This window comes from Pseudonocardia sp. MH-G8, assembly GCF_002262885.1.
Taxonomy (GTDB): Bacteria; Actinomycetota; Actinomycetes; order Mycobacteriales; family Pseudonocardiaceae; genus Pseudonocardia.
Window position 1 is genome coordinate 109,392 of sequence record NZ_NKYF01000009.1, and the last position, 15,089, is coordinate 124,480.

Below are 15,089 nucleotides of genomic sequence, written 5' to 3' on the forward strand. Positions count from 1 at the left end.
CGGGTCGCCAGTAGGCTCCCGGCATGGGGAAGACCGTGCGTGAGACGTTCCGGGTGCCTGCCGACCTGCGCACCGCGGCCGACCTCGCCACCACCGACCCGCGCGCACGGCCGATCGGGCCGCGCGACAAGTCCGCGGCCGGCGCGGAGATGGTCGACCTCGCCGACCGCCTCGACCACCTGCAGGAGGCCCTCTACGCCGAGGCCACCGGCGGGGGCACCCGTGCGGTGCTGCTCGTGCTGCAGGGCATGGACACCTCGGGCAAGGGCGGCGTGATCCGGCACGTGGGCGGGCTGGTCAACCCGCAGGGGCTGCAGATCGCCACGTTCAAGAAGCCCACCGAGGAGGAGCTCGCGCAGCACTTCCTGTGGCGGGTGCGAGCCCAGGTGCCGGTCGCCGGCCGCATCGGCATCTTCGACCGCTCGCACTACGAGGACGTCCTCATCGCCCGCGTCGACGAGCTCGTGCCCGAGGACGTCTGGCGGCACCGCTACACCGAGATCACCGACTTCGAGGCCGAGCTCGTCGCGCAGGGCGTCACGGTCGTGAAGTGCATGCTGCACATCTCGGCGAAGGAGCAGGCCGAGCGCCTCGTGGCGCGCCTCGACGATCCCGCGAAGCGCTGGAAGTACAACACCGGTGACCTCGACGCCCGCGTGAAGTGGCCCGCCTACCAGGAGGCCTACGCCGAGGCGCTGCACCGCACCGACAGCGACACGACCCCGTGGTACGTCATCCCGTCCGACCGCAAGTGGTACCGCAACTGGGCGATCGCGGCGTTGCTGGCCGAGACCCTCGCCGATCTCGACCCGCAGTTCCCGCAGCCGGACATCGACGTCGACGCCGAGCGCGCCCGCCTGGCCGCGAGCGTGGTGGGCTGATCCGCCCGCCCCGGCCGCTCACGTGTCGAGCAGCTCCTGCACGAACACGTCCTCGACGGCGAGCCGGCGGGACGAGATCCCCTGCTCGTGCTGGTAGCGCAGGAACGTCTCGACAGCCGCACGGTTCCCCTCGATCCCGTATGGCCACCAGTCCTCGCCCATCAGGGCGAGGTCGTCCTCCACCAGCGCACTCATCCACGGCATCATCGTGTGCACCTGGTAGAGCCGCCGGCCCATTCCGAGGTAGTGGTCGCGCGCCACGTCCTTCGCGTCGAGGAACCCCTGGTAGGCCGCCTTCGCGAGGTCCGGGTGCTCGGCGAGGACCTCGGCGCGCACGACGACGGTGTGCATCATCGGGAACAGTCCCGTACGCCGGTACCAGTCGCGCTCGACCGCCGCGTGGTCGGGGAACAGGCGCCGCACGTGGGGTGAGCCCTCCTGGACGCAGCGCGGGACGTTCGCGCTGAACAGCGCATCGATCTCGCCCCGCTCGAGCATGTCGGAGAGTGCGTGCTGCGGCTCCGGGGTCACCTCGACACCCGGAGGCCGACGCTGCGGCACGAAGTCGAACGGCGCCATCGGGGCGTCGAGTCCACCGATGACCCATCGGCACCTCTCGGGTCGGAACCCGAACTCGTCGGACAGGATGCCCTTGGCCCACACGCCCGAGTCCTGCGAGTACATGCCGAACTCGCCGATCGTGCGCCCGTGCAGGTCCCCGGGCGTCTCGATTCCGCTGTGTGCGTTGACGTAGACGCAGGAATGGCGGAAGACGCGGTTGGGAAACGCGGGGACGGCGACGAACGGTGGGTCGGGCTCGTCGAGGGTGCGCAGGTAGAAGCCCATACCGAGCTCGGACACGTCGAACTCGCGGTCGCGCATCATGCGGGCGAACAGGTCGGGGACGACGGGGCCGGTGCGCATCTCGACGTCGTAGCCGGGAACCGTCACGGCGCCGTCGAACAGGGCCGCGGTCGTGTCGTAGCGCATGGCGCCGACGGTCAGGGTGGTCGTCATGGCTCCACCGTCCGCGCCGCTGACCGATAAGTCCAAGAGCACATTGCTCCCGGACTCATCGCAATGCACGATGAATGGCCATGGAGCTGCGGCAACTCGTCTACTTCGAAGCCGTGGCCCGTTGCGGCGGCTTCACCCGCGCCGCCGCGGACCTGCACATCGCCCAGCCGGCGGTCTCCGCGCAGGTCAGGCGGCTCGAACGCGAGCTCGGCGCCGCCCTACTGGCACGCACCACGCGTCGGGTGACGCTCACCGACGCCGGTGCGCTGTTCCTCACGCGCACCCGTCGGGTGCTGGCCGAGATCGACGCCGCACGGCGCGACGTCGCCGACGTCGCCGCCGTACTGCGCGGCCGTGTGGTCGTGGGCGCCACAGGGGTGTTCGGCACCTTCGATCTCCCGGCAGCGCTCGCCGGCTTCGCCCGGCGCTACCCCGGCGTAGCGCTGTCGCTGCACTCGGGGCTGCTCACCGACCTGGTCGCCGAGCTCGGGTCGGGCGCCACCGACCTCGTCATCGGCCCGCTCGAGGTGAGCCTTCCGTCCGCCTGCTCGGCGCACCCGCTGGTCTCCGACCGGCTGGTCCTGCTCGCAGCACCGGGCCGGCTGTCCGCCACCTCGCCCGTCGACCTCGCCGGTCTGGCCGACCAGCCGTTCGTGTCGTTGCCCGAAGGTGCCGGTCTGCGCGAGGCGTTGGAGGCGGCGGTGCCCGGTGTCCGCGTCCCGTTCGAGGTCTCCACCGCCGTCCACGTCCGGGCGCTGGTGGCGGCCGGGCTCGGCCTCGCGCTGATGCCTGCGTCGTCGGCCGAGGTGCCGGGGCCGGAGGTGGAGGTCCATGACGTCCGGCCCACCGTCGCGCACCCACCGTTCGGGCTCGTGTGGCGCGAGCCCCTGAGCCCGGCGGCACGGGCGCTGCAGCGCTACGTCGTCGACGACGGGTGAACTCGGCCGGGTGCCCTCTCCCTCACTTCAGCAGCTCGCGGCCGATGATCTCCTTCATGATCTCGTTGGTGCCCCCGAAGATCGACTGCACCCGTGAGTCGACGAAGGCCTTGGCGATGGGGTACTCGAGCATGTAGCCGTAGCCGCCGTGCAGCTGCACGCAGCGGTCCACCACGCGCTTGAGCACGTCGCTGGCCCACCACTTGGCCTTCGCCGCGTCGGCGGGGGAGAGCCGCCCTGCAACGTGCTCGGCGATGCAGCGGTCGACGAAGGCGCGGGTGACGGCGACCTCGGTGTCGATCTCCGCGAGCTCGAAGCGGCTGTTCTGGAAGCTGGCCACCGGGCGGCCGAAGGCGGTGCGCTCCTTCGTGTAGTCCACCGTCAGCTCGAGGGCCCGGGCCGCGCCGGCCGCGCTGCCGACGGCGATCGACAGCCGCTCCTGCGCGAGGTTCTGCATGAGGGCGATCAGGCCGCCGCCGACCTCGCCGAGCACGTTCGCGGCCGGCACGCGGACGCCGCTGAACGACAGCTCCGCGGTGTCCTGCGCCTTGAGCCCGACCTTCTCCAGGCGCCGCCCGCGCTCGAAGCCGGGCATGTCGCGCTCGACGACGAGCAGGGTGAAGCCGCGGCTGCCCGCGTCGGGGTCGGTGCGGGCGACCACGATCACCAGGTCGGCCATGATCCCGTTGGTGATGAAGGTCTTCGACCCGTCGAGGATCCAGTCCTCGCCGTCGCGGCGGGCGGAGGTGGCGATGCCCTGCAGGTCCGAGCCGGTGCCGGGTTCGGTCATCGCGATCGCCGTGATGATCTCCCCGGAGCAGAAGCCGGGCAGCCAGCGCCGCTTCTGCTCGTCGGTGCCCAGCCGCAGCAGGTAGGGCGCCACCACGTCGTTCTGCAGCGGGAAGCCGACGCCACTCGCCCCGGCGCGCGTCAGCTCCTCGGTGAGCACGGCGTTGTAGCGGAAATCGGCGACCCCGCCGCCGCCGTGCTCTTCGGGCACGTCGGTGCCCAGCAAGCCGGCCTTGCCGGCCGAGAGCCAGACGTCGCGGCTGACCTGGCCGTCGCGCTCCCACTGGTCGTGGAAGGGCGTGACCTCCTTGGCGATGAACGTGCGGGCCAGGTCGCGGAACGCGTCGTGCTCGGCGTCGAAGATGTCGCGCTGCATGCCGGGGATCCTGGCATACCCGCGGGTAACTTCCCTAGCGTTAGGCTCTCGCCACGTGGACCTGCCCGCGGCCGCGGCGAACCTCGTCGGCATGGCGTGCGGTGGCGTCGCCGACCTGCGCCGGATGCCGCGCGAGCTGGTGGACGACGGCCCCCGCGGAGCCCTCTACCGGTACCTGCCCGTGCCCGGTGTCGCGCCCGCGGGCGGCGAGCCGGTGCTGCTCGTACCCCCGCTGGGCGCCCCCGACTTCGCCTACGACCTGCGCCGCGGCTGCTCGCTCGTGGAGCACCTGCTGGCCGCGGGCCGGCCCGTCTACCTCGTGGACCACGGGCCGAAGTCCTTCGCCGACCGCGGCCTGGGCATGGAGCACTGGGTCGATCACGTCGTGCCCTGGGCGGCCCGGCTCACCGCCGAGGACGCCGGACCGGACGTCCACCTCGTCGGCTGGTCCATCGGGGGGATCTTCACGGGGCTGGCCGTTGCCGCCGGGGTGCAGGCGGGGAACCCCCTGCCGGTGCGCACCCTCACGATGATCGGCAGCCCTGTCGACGTGTCCGCCGTGCCGTTCGTGGCGCCGCTGCGGCCGCTGGCCATGGTGGCCGGGGGTCGCGGGCTGTCCGCGGTCTACCGCGCGATCGGCAGCTTCCCGGCGCCGCTGGTGAGCGCCGCGTTCCACCTCACCGCCGTCGACAAGCTGGTCACCAAGCCGCTCACGGTGCTGTCCCGCCTCGACGACCGCGACGTGCTGGCGCAGATCGAGGCCGTGGACCACCTGATGAGCAGCATGCACGGCTACCCGGGGCGGCTGTTCGGGCAGATCTACCACCTCATGCTGCGCCGCAACGACCTCGCCGACGGCGAGCTGTCGCTGTCCGGGCGCGCGATCCGGCTGGCGGCCGTCGACGTCCCGGTGCTCGTCGTGGCCGGCCGCAACGACGTGATCGCGCCGCTGCCGGCCGTGCAGAAGGTGGTGGGGCTGCTCACCGGGGCGCCGGAGGTGCGGTTCAGCACCGCGCCCGGCGGGCACCTGGGTGTGCTCACCGGGCGCGACGCGCGGACGACGACGTGGTCGGCGCTGGACGCCTTCCTCACCGACCACGGCTGAGGTCCGGGCGCGTCAGCGCAGGCGGCTGCGGAGGAACTCCAGCGTGCGGGTCCAGGCCAGCTGTGCCTGCTCGGGGCCGTAGGTGCCCATCAGGTTCTCGTCGTTGAAGAAGGCGTGCCCCGCCGGGTAGATGTGGAACTCCGGCGTGACGCCCGACTCGGACTCGATGCGCTGCGCGAGGGCGCGTACCGCATCGGGGGCGGCCATCTCGTCCTGCTCGCCGAAGTGGCCCAGCAGCGGCGCGGTGAGCCGTGCGAAGCTCGGGAACTCCTCCTTCAGCACGCCGTAGAAGGGCACGGCCGCGCCGATCTTGTCGCCCTGCTGCGCGGCGAGCACCAGCACGAAGCCGCCGCCCATGCAGAAGCCCACGGCGCCGACGGTCGACGAGGTGACGGCCTCGTGGCCGAGCAGGTGGTCGACCGCGCCGCCGAGGTCGCGCGCGGCACCGTCCACGGGCAGCTCCTGCATGAGCGTGCCCGCCTCGTCGGAGTCGTGGGTGGTGCTGCCGCCGTAGAGGTCGGGCGCGAGGGCCACGAAACCCTCGGCGGCGAGCCGGTTGGTCACGTCGGCGATGTGGCTCGTCAGCCCCCACCACTCCTGGATCACGACGACGCCCGGCCCGCTGCCGGAGGCGGGGACGGCGAGGTAACCGTGGGCGGTGCGCCCGCCGGAGGGGAACGTGACGTTCTGCAGTGCGTTCTCGGTCACGGCCGACATCACACCACGAGGACAGGGGCCCCGCCGGATCCCCCACATCGGCATGATCCGGACGGTGTGACGAACAGTGGAGGTGAGAACGTGTGCGCTCCCGACGAGGCGGGACTAGCGTCGCGGACATGACCTTGACGGGGCGGGACGGGGTGGCCCGGCACAACGCGGCGGTCGCCGACCTCGTCGGCCGGTACCGGGCGCTGCCCCCGGGCACGCGGGTCCGGCTGGCCAAGAAGACCTCGAACCTGTTCCGCTTCGGCGACGCCGAGCCCACCGGCCGGCTGGACGCATCGGCGTTGAGCAGCGTGATCTCGGTCGACGACACGGCGCGTACCGCCGATGTCCAGGGCATGACGACCTACGAGGACCTGGTCGAGGCCACGCTGCCGCACCGGCTCATGCCGCTGGTGGTGCCCCAGCTGAAGACGATCACCCTCGGCGGTGCGGTCACCGGTCTGGGCATCGAGTCCACCTCGTTCCGGCACGGGCTGCCCCACGAGTCGGTGCTCGAGATGGACGTCCTGACCCCGGAGGGCGAGCTCGTCACGGCCACCCCGGACGGTGAGCACGCCGACCTCTTCGCCGGCTTCCCCAACTCCTACGGCACCCTCGGCTACGCCCTGCGGCTCAAGATCGAGCTGATGCCGGTGGCGCCCTACGTCCACCTCGAGCACCGGCGGGTGGCCACCGCGGACCTCGCGAGCGTGATCACGGAGGTCTGCGGGCCGGACGGGCCGGACTTCGTCGACGGCACCGTGTTCGCCCCGGGGGAGCAGTACCTGACGCTCGGCCGCTTCAGCGAGGACCCGGGGCCCGGGGTGAGCGACTACACGGGGCAGCAGATCTTCTACCGGTCTGTCCGCGAACGGACCTCCGACGTGCTCACCGTGCACGACTACATCTGGCGCTGGGACACCGACTGGTTCTGGTGCTCGCGGGCGCTCGGCGCGCAGCACCCGGTGGTGCGCCGGTTCTGGCCGCACCGCTACCGCCGCTCGGACGTCTACCGCCGCATCGTCGCCCTCGACCGCCGGTACGGGTTCTCCCGGTTCGCGCACCGGGTCACCCGCACCCCCCAGGAGGAGCCGGTGATCCAGGACGTGGAGATCCCGGTGGAGCGGCTCGGCGAGTTCCTCGACGCGTTCCACCGCGACATCGGCATCACCCCCGTCTGGCTGTGCCCGCTGCGGCTGCGCGGGGAGCGCAGCTGGCCGCTGTACCCGATGCAGCCCGGTGAGCTGTACGTCAACCTCGGCTTCTGGTCGGCGGTACCGGAAACACCGGGGCAGCCGGACGCGCACAACCGGCGGATCGAGGACCTGGTGGCCGACCTCGGCGGCCACAAGTCGCTGTACTCGACGGTGCACTACGACCAGGCTCAGTTCTGGAAGCACTACAACGGGCCGGCCTACCGGGCACTCAAGGAACGCTACGACCCGCACGGCAGGCAGCCCGACCTCTATTCCAAGGTCACCGGGTCAGGAGGGGCATGATGCAGGTCGCGGAGATCATCTCCGACGTTCTCGGCGAGGACGTTCCGGTACGCGTGGTGGCGTACGACGGGAGCAAGGCGGGGCCGGACCGCTCGGACGTCGCGCTGCGGATCCTCACCCCGCGGGCGATGGCGCGGCTCGTCACCGCGCCCGGCACGCTGGGGCTGGCGCGGGCGTACGTCTCCGGCGAGATCGAGGTCGACGGGGACCTGTACGAGGTCCTCGACGCGATGGCCGACGTCGCGTTGCACGACCTGAGCGGCTCGGAGCGGTTGCGACTGGCCCGCACGCTGCTGCCGGTGTGGCTGCGGCACCGGCAGCCGCCGCCCGACCTCGAGTACCGCCCGCCGGGCCGGCTGCACTCGAAGTTCCGCGACAGCAAGGCCATCTCGCACCACTACGACGTCTCCAACCGCTTCTACGAGTGGGTGCTGGGCCCGTCGATGGCCTACACGTGCGCCGTGTTCCCGCGGGCCGACGCCACACTCGAGGAGGCGCAGGCCGCGAAGCACGAGCTGGTGGCGCAGAAGCTCGCCCTCGAGCCGGGGATGCGCCTGCTGGACGTCGGCTGCGGCTGGGGCGGGATGGTCATGCACGCCGCTGCCGAGCACGGCGTCAAGGCGCTGGGCGTGACGCTCTCGCGCAACCAGGCCGACTGGGCGCAGGCCGAGATCGAGCGCCGCGGCCTCGCCGGTCGCGCCGAGGTGCGCCACCTCGACTACCGCGACGCCCCGGAGTCGGAGTTCGACGCGATCAGCTCGATCGGGCTCACCGAGCACATCGGCAAGGCCAACCTGCCGAGCTACTTCTCCTCCCTGTACGAGCGCCTGCGCCCCGGGGGCCGGCTGCTCAACCACTGCATCACGCAGCCGCACACGATGACGCGCAAGCTCGACGCGTTCATCGCCCGCTACATCTTCCCGGACGGGCAGCTGGAACCGGTCGGACACCTCGTGTCGGTCATGAACGACTCCGGGTTCGAGATCCGCCACGAGGAGAACCTGCGCGAGCACTACGCGATGACGCTGGCCGGGTGGGGCCGGAACCTGGAAGAGCACTGGGACGAGGCCGTCGCAGAGGTCGGCCTCGGGCGCGCCCGGGTGTGGCGGCTCTACATGGCCGCCTGCCGCCTCGGCTTCGAGCGCGACAACATCCAGCTGCACCAGGTGCTCGGCGTGCGGCTCGGCGACCGCGGCAGCTCCGGGTTCCCGCTGCGCGGCTGGTAGCGGCTCCGCCACCCGTGAGTGGATACGAGTGCCCCGGTACTCGTTCCCACTCACGGCCCGTGAGCGGGAAGAATGGCGGCGTGGTCGACCGACTCTCGCCGCTCGACGCGTCGTTCCTGTTCGCCGAGCACCGTACGGCGGCGATGCACGTCGGCGCGGTCATGACGTTCGCCCCGCCGGCGGACGGCCCGTTCGACCCGGATGCCTTCACCGCGCTCATCGGCCACCGGCTCGCGCTCGTGCCGCGCTACCGGCAGAAGGTGCGGGAGGTGCCCGGCGGGCTCGGGCTGCCCGTGTGGGTGGACGACCCGGAGTTCGACCTGGCCTTCCACGTGCGCCGCTCCGCGCTGCCCGCACCGGGCACCGAGGAGGTGCTGCTCGACCTCGTCGGGCGGCTGTTGGCCCGCCAGCTGGACCGCTCCCGGCCGTTGTGGGAGGTCTACCTGATCGAGGGGATGACCGACGGCCGGTTCGCGGTGGTCACCAAGAGCCACCACGCGATGGTCGACGGCCTCGCGTCGATGGACATCGGGGCGGTCCTGCTCGACCGCACCCCGCAGCCGCGCGAGACACCCGCCGACGAGTGGCAGCCCGCCCCGGAGCCGTCGGCGGTGGAGCTCGCGGCCTCCGCGGCGGCCCACGCGCTGCGCCGTCCCCGTGACGTGCTGGACGCGGCCGGGCGCGCGCTCAGCGACGTCCGCGAGGCCGTCTCCGTGGTCGGGAGGACGGTGGACGGCGTGCTCGCGGCGGGCCGCAGCGCCGCGGCGACCCGGCCGGTCCAGCCGCTCAACGCCGCCACCGGCCAGCAGCGCCGTTACGGGATGACCCGCACCGCGCTCGCCGACCACCGGGCCGTCCGCAAGGCGCACGGCGGCACCGTCAACGACGTGATCCTCGCCGTGGTGGCGGGCGCCCTGCGCCGGTGGCTGATCAGCCGCGGTGAGCCGCTCACCGTCGACACCGCCGTCCGCGCGATGGTGCCGGTGAGCGTGCGGGCCCGGGCCCGTGGCGGCACCGACGTGCCTGCCGGCAACAGCATCTCGGCCTACCTGGTGGACCTGCCCGTCACCGAGGAGGACCCGCTGGCCCGGCTGGCGGTCCTGCGGGACGCGATGGAGGTGCACAAGCGCGGCGGGCACGCGGTGGCCGCCTCCACCCTCATGCGCCTGGTCGGCCTGGCGCCGCCGATCGTGCACAGCCTCGGCGCGCGGCTGGCCAGCCAGTACTCCAGCAACTTCTACAACGTGCTGGTCACCAACGTGCCCGGGCCGCCACGGCCGCTCTACGCCATGGGCGCGCGGATGCTCGACATGTTCCCGGTGGTCCCGCTGGCCGGCGGGCAGGCCGTCGCCGTCGGGATCACCTCCTACGACGGTGGCGTGCACTACGGCCTCACCGCCGACCGCGACGCCCTTCCCGACGTCGACGTCCTCGCCGCCGTCCTCGCCGACGCCCTGGCCGAGCTGGTCGCCCTGTCCTGACCGCCTGCCCGACTCGCGCGGACGGGTCCCCGACTCGCGGGGGTGTGGCCCCGACTCGCGGGGGTGAGACCCCGACACGCGGGAGCGGGCACGCCACCCGCGAGTCGGGCTCCTGTGCGCGCGAGTCGGGGTCTGGCGCGTCCGAGTCGTGCCAGGCCGCGCGGGTACGTGGTGTACTCGCGGCCGTGATCGAGGGTCGGCTTGCCGCGCACCTGCACGCCTGGCTCGGCCGGTGGCCGGGCGATCGGCCAGGGCTGACCGTCGTCGGCTCGGCGGCCCGCGACGAGCCCGGCTGGGACGGCGGCCTGCACCGCGTCCTCGGGGTCACCACGCCGGCGCACGGCGTGCTCTCGGTGCCGCCGTCGTCGGCCGCCGTCGTCACGGCCTGGCTCGACCAGGGTCGCGACCCGGTGGGGATCCCCGCGGCGACGGGCCTGCCGGGCCGCTGGTTCGACGGGGTGTTCCGGTGGTGCGTCGCGCCCGCCCCGCTGCCGGACGCGGGGGAGTGGCTCCCGGCAGGCGACCCGACGGTGCCCGAGTGGCTGCGCCCCTTCGGCGGCGACGTCCTGGTCGCGGTGGACCCCGTCGGCGGCGAGCACCTCGCCGGGGTCGGTGTGAAGGAGCACGACGCGCACGGCCGCGAGCTCGCGGTCGTGACCGCGCCGGCGGCGCGTGGACGCGGACTGGCCCGCCGGCTCGTGGCGCAGGCGGCCCGCCGCGTCCTGGACGAAGGCGCCGTCCCCACCTACGTGCACGCCCGCGGCAACACCGCGTCGGCGTCGGTGGCGGCCGCCGCCGGTTTCCCCGACGTCGGCTGGTCACTCCTTGGTGTCGAAACGGAGTAACCCCATCGGCCATTCAGAGTAGAGACACGGCATCCTGCCTGCATGGACATCGAGGTACGGCCCCTCGACGCGGTGGGCGTCGCGGCGGCGGACGAAGTCTTCCGCGACGCGTTCGCCACCGTCCTCGGCGGCGACGTACACCGCGACACCGCACTCGTCCGCACGCGGTTCCGGGCGACGCACACGGCTGCGCTCGCCGCCTTCGTCGACGGCGAGCTGGCCGGCTCCACCCTGCTCGCCCGGTGGGGGAGCGTCGCGTACCTCGGGCCGCTGTCGGTGACACCGAAGCTGTGGGGCCACGGCATCGGCGGGCGGCTCGTGGCGGCGGCCGTCGACGTCCTCGACGGATGGGACGCACGCCACCAGGGGCTCTTCACGTTCGCCCAGAGCCCCCACCACCACCGGTTCTACGAGCGGTTCGGGTTCTGGCCGCGGTTCCTGACCGCGATCATGTCCCGCCCGGTCACGGGCGGCGAGCCGGTGCTCGGCTGGCGGCTCTCGGCGGCAGCGCCGCCCGCCCGGGCCGCGCTGGTGGACGGCTGCGCGGCCGTGACCGACGCGATCCACCCCGGGCTGGACGTCCGCGGCGAGATCAACGCGGTGCTCGACCAGGGACTCGGCGACGTCGTGCTGATCGGCGAGCCGGAGACCCCGCGCGGGTTCGCCGTCTGCCACACCGGTGCCGGCACCGAGGCGGGCAGCGGCATCGTCTACGTCAAGTTCGCCGCGGTGCGCCCCGGCCCGGGTGCCGGGCCCGCGTTCGCCGCACTGGTGGCGGCCTGCCAGGGTCTCGCCGCGGAGGTCGGGGCCGCCCGGCTCACGCTCGGCGTCAACACCGCACGCCACGACGCCTACCGCCAGCTGCTCGCCGAGGGCTTCCGCACCGACATCCCCGGCGTCACCATGCACCGCCCCAACGAGCCGGGCTACGACCGCGAGGACGTCCGCCTGCTGGACGACTGGCGCTGAGCCCGCCCGACGGATCCGCGACACCGAGAGCGCGACTCGCGGGTGCCACACCCCGACTCGCGGGGCGTGGGCGCACTCTCCCTGCCCGCGAGTCGGGGTCTGGGTGCGCCCGAGTCGCGCACCTAGCGCAGGGCGGCCCGGGCCGCGGCGCGCGCCTGCGCCGCGTAGCCGCCGCCGAACAGCACGACGTGCACGAGCAGCGGGAACAACTGGTGCAGTGGCACCCGCTCGAGCAGGCCGGGGGCCAGGGGCGCTGCCTCGTCGTACGCGGCGACCACGGTGTCCAGGTGCGGGCAGCCGAACAGGGCGAGCATCGCGAGGTCGGTCTCGCGGTGCCCGCCGTGGGCGGCCGGGTCGATGAGCACGGCCCCGGTGGGCGACCACAGGACGTTGCCCGACCACAGGTCGCCGTGCAGGCGCGCGGGCGGCTCCGCGGGGCCGGCGAGCGCGGGCAGCCGGTCCGCGACCGCCTCGATGTCCCGCGCGGCGTCGGCGTCCAGATCTCCGGCGTCACGGGCGAGCCGCAGGTAGGGCAGGAGGCGGTCGGCGGCGTACCACTCCGGCCAGCTCGGGGCGGGAGCGTTGCGCATCGGGGCGGTACCGATGCGGGCGTCGGTGGGCCCGCCCGGCGGCGGGGCGCCGAACGCGGGGGCGCCCGCGGCGTGCATCCGGGCGAGCGCCCGGCCCAGCTCCTCGGCCGCCGCCGCGTCGGGCCCGGCGCTCGCGACGAGCTCGGTGACCAGCCTCCCGCCCGACACCTCGAGCACCGCGGGTACGGGCGGGCCCCCGGCCGCACCCAGCCAGCGCAGCCCCGCAGCCTCCGCCCTCACCGCGTCCGGCTCACCGTCCTTGACGACGACGACGCGCCCGTCGGCGAGCGTGACGCGGGCGGCGCCACCCCCGAGCGGAACCCGCTCGCGGACGTTCACACCCAGGACGGTCAGCATCGCCCGGTCCCTCAGCGGTTCTCGCGGACCCACTCCAGCATCCCCGGCATCGCCGCGCGGATCATCGCCAGGACGGCGCTGAAACCGTCGTCGTCGCCGTAGTACGGGTCGGGCACCTCCGCGCCCTCGGGCGCGTCCGGGTCGAACGAGCGCAGCAGCCGCACCCGGTCGGGCTCGGGCACCATCGACCGCAGCGCGCGCCGGTGCGACTTGTCCAGCGCGACGATCAGGTCGGCACCGAGCTGCTCCGCGTCGACCTGCCGGGCGACGTGGTCCACGGCGTAGCCGCCGCCCTGCAGCACGGCCATCGCGCGCTCGTCGGCCGGTGAGCCGATGTGCCAGCCCCCGGTGCCCGCGCTGGAGACCTGCACGGCGTCGGCGAGCCCGGCTCGTTCCAGCTCCTGGACGAACACCTTCTCCGCGATCGGCGAGCGGCAGATGTTGCCGGTGCAGACGAAGACCACAGACAGACTCTTTGACTCGGGGTGCACCTGGTCAGTCTCCGCGTACGTTGGGGTCGGGTCACTCCGGGTCGCGTTGCCGCTGGTCACGCAGCTCCCTGCGCAGCCGCTCGACGTCCCAGCGGGCATGACCGCCCGGGGTCACAAGATCCGGGATCACAGTCCCCGCCTGCGCCCACAACTGCAGCGTGCGCGTCGACACGCCCAACTCCCGGGCGGCGACGGCGGTACTGACCAGCTTCGGTGGCACTCGGGCACGTTATGCCGCGGATCAGCGGAGATCACGGCGCTATGCGGCGTCTCACGCGTACTGATGCGCTCCGACGTTGTCCTTCGCGATATTGCGCGTTTCGACGTACTCTCTGTGTAGCTGTCGTCACAGACGCAGCGAGCCCTCGGCGGTGCGGGAACACCACCGAGGGCTCTTGATCCGCAGAGAGGCCCTGCGAACCCGTGAACACTTTCTCATCCGACACGCGCGCCCACGCGCCCGTCGGTGGTGCGTCGTTGACCGCGAGCGAGCGCGAGTACCAGCGGCTCGCCGCCGCAGTGGCCGATTGGCCGGTCCTGATCCGCCGCATCCTCGATCAACACGACGCGACCGGGACGTGCCGGGCGTGCACCACTCCCGGCGGACGGATGGTGATCAAGGCGCCGTGTGCGCCGCGTTTCCTCGCGATGCAGGCACAGGTGATCAACTACGAGCGCGCCGAGTTGATCGGCAATCACCAGTGATCCGCCGCCGTCTGCTGCGGCTTGTGCTCGTTCCGGTGGGGTTGGTGCGGGTGCGCGTGTGCGAGATGTGCGGGGCGCTGGTCGTCGCCGATGCCCGCGAGCAGCATGAGCGCGTTCATCTGCGCGATGGGCGACACCAGGAGCGCTGAGAGCCGCCTACCGCGACCGACCGCAGAGGTCGGGGCACAGTGTTGGCCCCGGGCTCTGCTGCGGCAGGGAGCGGTTCAGCGTGAACCGCTCGTCCAGAAGTCGGGCGCATCATCACGGTGACCTCGGTACCGTGCCGTCCTCATGGTGGATCACGCCTTCCCGGCGCCGCACCTCGTTCAGCACGTTGACGAGGAAGCATTACTCGCCATCGCCGGCGCGATCTCGCCGGGCACCCTTCAGCGGGAGACATGGAATCCGAGCGGGATCTACGTCTGGATCGACGGCCATCCGACCGGGGTTGAGTCTCGACGCGCCGCTGCATCCCAGCACCAACTCATGCTCTGTGTCCTTCGAGCGTTCGCGGCAGACGCCGGCCAACTCGCCGACGAACTTCTGACAGGGCTCGGACCGGGCACCTCGCGAAACCGGGCCGGAGATCAATGGGCCGAGATGGCGTCGGTCGACGGCCGTGGCCACGATCGTGCCGAGCTGGGGGTGTTCGCTCGGCGAGCACGGAACGGGATCACAGCGAGCGCGCATCTGGAGAGTGCGCTCATCCTCAACGGCCGCCCGAACCGGAGCAGCGCCGACTACTTCATGACCCACGAGTACGCCACGTTCGAGTTCGCCAGCGCCGCTGAGATCCACGACTTTGCGCTCATCCCCGGCGGGGGCACGAAGATCCGAGGCGGCGGTGCGCTCGCGCGAATACAGACCGAGTTGGGGTTTCCGGCGACGGGCCAACAGACCTTCAAGAACTCGGCGAACAGCTGGCCCGCGCTGCAAGGTGGGCGGCACGCCGAGGAGCGCCACCCGGCGGCGATGGACCTCGACCAGCAACGCAAGTTTGCCGCCGACCTGCTGAGGCGATGGGTCGACAAGTACCCGTAAGCCACTCAGCCTGTGCGTCGGAGCCGGTAGACGTGCTCGCCGTTGCCCTCGTCCAGGTCGGTGAGCACGTACTC

16 protein-coding genes are annotated in these 15,089 nt (G+C 72.6%); 10 read left to right on the top strand and 6 right to left on the bottom strand.

Annotation, left to right across the window (positions count from 1 at the left end; all coding sequences use genetic code 11):
- Nucleotides 1-23: 23 nt before the first annotated feature.
- Entirely contained in the window at nt 24-881 is an 858-nt protein-coding gene (locus tag CFP66_RS21545) for a PPK2 family polyphosphate kinase (RefSeq protein ID WP_094926937.1), read from the top strand.
- An 18-nt stretch (nt 882-899) separates the two neighbouring features.
- Here CFP66_RS21545 and CFP66_RS21550 read toward each other — a convergent pair whose 3' ends face one another.
- Nucleotides 900-1,898 (bottom strand): 4,5-dihydroxyphthalate decarboxylase, encoded by a 999-nt coding sequence (locus CFP66_RS21550; RefSeq protein ID WP_094926938.1) that lies wholly within the window; start codon nt 1,896-1,898, stop codon nt 900-902.
- 80 nt (nt 1,899-1,978) lie between these two features.
- Here CFP66_RS21550 and CFP66_RS21555 point away from each other — a divergent pair, with 80 nt between their 5' ends.
- Nucleotides 1,979-2,836: a LysR family transcriptional regulator gene (locus CFP66_RS21555; RefSeq protein ID WP_094926939.1), complete on the top strand. Its 858-nt coding sequence runs from the start codon at nt 1,979-1,981 to the stop codon at nt 2,834-2,836.
- A gap of 22 nt (nt 2,837-2,858) precedes the next feature.
- On the opposite strand, the gene CFP66_RS21560 is transcribed toward CFP66_RS21555, so the two are convergent.
- Entirely contained in the window at nt 2,859-4,001 is a 1,143-nt protein-coding gene (locus CFP66_RS21560) for an acyl-CoA dehydrogenase family protein (RefSeq protein ID WP_094926940.1), read from the bottom strand.
- A 91-nt stretch (nt 4,002-4,092) separates the two neighbouring features.
- Between CFP66_RS21560 and CFP66_RS21565 the strand changes: the two genes are divergently transcribed.
- Nucleotides 4,093-5,106 carry an alpha/beta hydrolase gene (locus CFP66_RS21565; RefSeq protein WP_094927109.1) on the top strand — a complete coding sequence of 338 codons (1,014 nt, stop codon included), beginning with the start codon at nt 4,093-4,095 and terminating at the stop codon, nt 5,104-5,106.
- Between the two features lie 12 nt (nt 5,107-5,118).
- Here CFP66_RS21565 and CFP66_RS21570 read toward each other — a convergent pair whose 3' ends face one another.
- Nucleotides 5,119-5,814 carry a dienelactone hydrolase family protein gene (locus tag CFP66_RS21570; protein WP_233159602.1) on the bottom strand — a complete coding sequence of 232 codons (696 nt, stop codon included), beginning with the start codon at nt 5,812-5,814 and terminating at the stop codon, nt 5,119-5,121.
- A gap of 128 nt (nt 5,815-5,942) precedes the next feature.
- Here CFP66_RS21570 and CFP66_RS21575 point away from each other — a divergent pair, with 128 nt between their 5' ends.
- The 5 genes from CFP66_RS21575 (at nt 5,943) to CFP66_RS21595 (ending at nt 11,831) form a co-directional block, all read left to right on the top strand.
- Nucleotides 5,943-7,310, top strand: a complete 1,368-nt coding sequence (locus tag CFP66_RS21575) for an FAD-binding oxidoreductase (protein WP_198961583.1) — start codon at nt 5,943-5,945, stop codon at nt 7,308-7,310.
- A complete protein-coding gene (locus tag CFP66_RS21580) occupies nt 7,310-8,536 on the top strand; it encodes a cyclopropane-fatty-acyl-phospholipid synthase family protein (protein ID WP_094926942.1) in 1,227 nt (408 codons plus the stop codon). Before CFP66_RS21575 ends, CFP66_RS21580 begins: the two co-directional genes overlap by 1 nt.
- Nucleotides 8,537-8,595: 59 nt before the next feature.
- Nucleotides 8,596-10,017, top strand: a complete 1,422-nt coding sequence (locus tag CFP66_RS21585) for a wax ester/triacylglycerol synthase family O-acyltransferase (protein ID WP_369805123.1) — start codon at nt 8,596-8,598, stop codon at nt 10,015-10,017.
- A 185-nt stretch (nt 10,018-10,202) separates the two neighbouring features.
- Nucleotides 10,203-10,862: a GNAT family N-acetyltransferase gene (locus CFP66_RS21590; RefSeq protein ID WP_094926944.1), complete on the top strand. Its 660-nt coding sequence runs from the start codon at nt 10,203-10,205 to the stop codon at nt 10,860-10,862.
- A 42-nt stretch (nt 10,863-10,904) separates the two neighbouring features.
- A complete protein-coding gene (locus CFP66_RS21595; RefSeq protein WP_094926945.1) occupies nt 10,905-11,831 on the top strand; it encodes a GNAT family N-acetyltransferase in 927 nt (308 codons plus the stop codon).
- A gap of 122 nt (nt 11,832-11,953) precedes the next feature.
- Here CFP66_RS21595 and CFP66_RS21600 read toward each other — a convergent pair whose 3' ends face one another.
- The 3 genes from CFP66_RS21600 to CFP66_RS21610 are packed head-to-tail and all read right to left on the bottom strand — an operon-like array spanning nt 11,954 to nt 13,489.
- Complete coding sequence (locus CFP66_RS21600) at nt 11,954-12,778, bottom strand: fructosamine kinase family protein (RefSeq protein ID WP_094926946.1); 825 nt, start codon at nt 12,776-12,778, stop codon at nt 11,954-11,956.
- Nucleotides 12,779-12,789: 11 nt separating this feature from the next.
- Nucleotides 12,790-13,242 (bottom strand): low molecular weight protein-tyrosine-phosphatase, encoded by a 453-nt coding sequence (locus tag CFP66_RS21605; protein WP_304528772.1) that lies wholly within the window; start codon nt 13,240-13,242, stop codon nt 12,790-12,792.
- A gap of 58 nt (nt 13,243-13,300) precedes the next feature.
- The gene (locus CFP66_RS21610; protein WP_094926948.1) at nt 13,301-13,489 is read right to left on the bottom strand and encodes a MerR family transcriptional regulator; all 189 of its coding nucleotides are present in this window, start codon (nt 13,487-13,489) and stop codon (nt 13,301-13,303) included.
- A 257-nt stretch (nt 13,490-13,746) separates the two neighbouring features.
- Between CFP66_RS21610 and CFP66_RS21615 the strand changes: the two genes are divergently transcribed.
- Both CFP66_RS21615 and CFP66_RS21620 read left to right on the top strand, forming a co-directional pair.
- A complete protein-coding gene (locus tag CFP66_RS21615; protein ID WP_143517332.1) occupies nt 13,747-13,974 on the top strand; it encodes a hypothetical protein in 228 nt (75 codons plus the stop codon).
- A gap of 291 nt (nt 13,975-14,265) precedes the next feature.
- Entirely contained in the window at nt 14,266-15,015 is a 750-nt protein-coding gene (locus CFP66_RS21620; protein ID WP_094926950.1) for a hypothetical protein, read from the top strand.
- Nucleotides 15,016-15,089 lie beyond the last annotated feature (74 nt).

What these genes read in the sequence shown, in the direction of transcription:
- CFP66_RS21620 (WP_094926950.1), top strand. Translation starts at nt 14,266, where the DNA reads ATGGTGGATCACGCCTTCCCGGCGCCGCACCTCGTTCAGCACGTTGAC.
- CFP66_RS21600 (WP_094926946.1), bottom strand. Translation starts at nt 12,778, where the DNA reads ATGCTGACCGTCCTGGGTGTGAACGTCCGCGAGCGGGTTCCGCTCGGG.
- CFP66_RS21580 (WP_094926942.1), top strand. Translation starts at nt 7,310, where the DNA reads ATGCAGGTCGCGGAGATCATCTCCGACGTTCTCGGCGAGGACGTTCCG.
- CFP66_RS21555 (WP_094926939.1), top strand. Translation starts at nt 1,979, where the DNA reads ATGGAGCTGCGGCAACTCGTCTACTTCGAAGCCGTGGCCCGTTGCGGC.
- CFP66_RS21550 (WP_094926938.1), bottom strand. Translation starts at nt 1,898, where the DNA reads ATGACGACCACCCTGACCGTCGGCGCCATGCGCTACGACACGACCGCG.
- CFP66_RS21545 (WP_094926937.1), top strand. Translation starts at nt 24, where the DNA reads ATGGGGAAGACCGTGCGTGAGACGTTCCGGGTGCCTGCCGACCTGCGC.
- CFP66_RS21575 (WP_198961583.1), top strand. Translation starts at nt 5,943, where the DNA reads ATGACCTTGACGGGGCGGGACGGGGTGGCCCGGCACAACGCGGCGGTC.
- CFP66_RS21560 (WP_094926940.1), bottom strand. Translation starts at nt 4,001, where the DNA reads ATGCAGCGCGACATCTTCGACGCCGAGCACGACGCGTTCCGCGACCTG.
- CFP66_RS21595 (WP_094926945.1), top strand. Translation starts at nt 10,905, where the DNA reads ATGGACATCGAGGTACGGCCCCTCGACGCGGTGGGCGTCGCGGCGGCG.
- CFP66_RS21565 (WP_094927109.1), top strand. Translation starts at nt 4,093, where the DNA reads ATGGCGTGCGGTGGCGTCGCCGACCTGCGCCGGATGCCGCGCGAGCTG.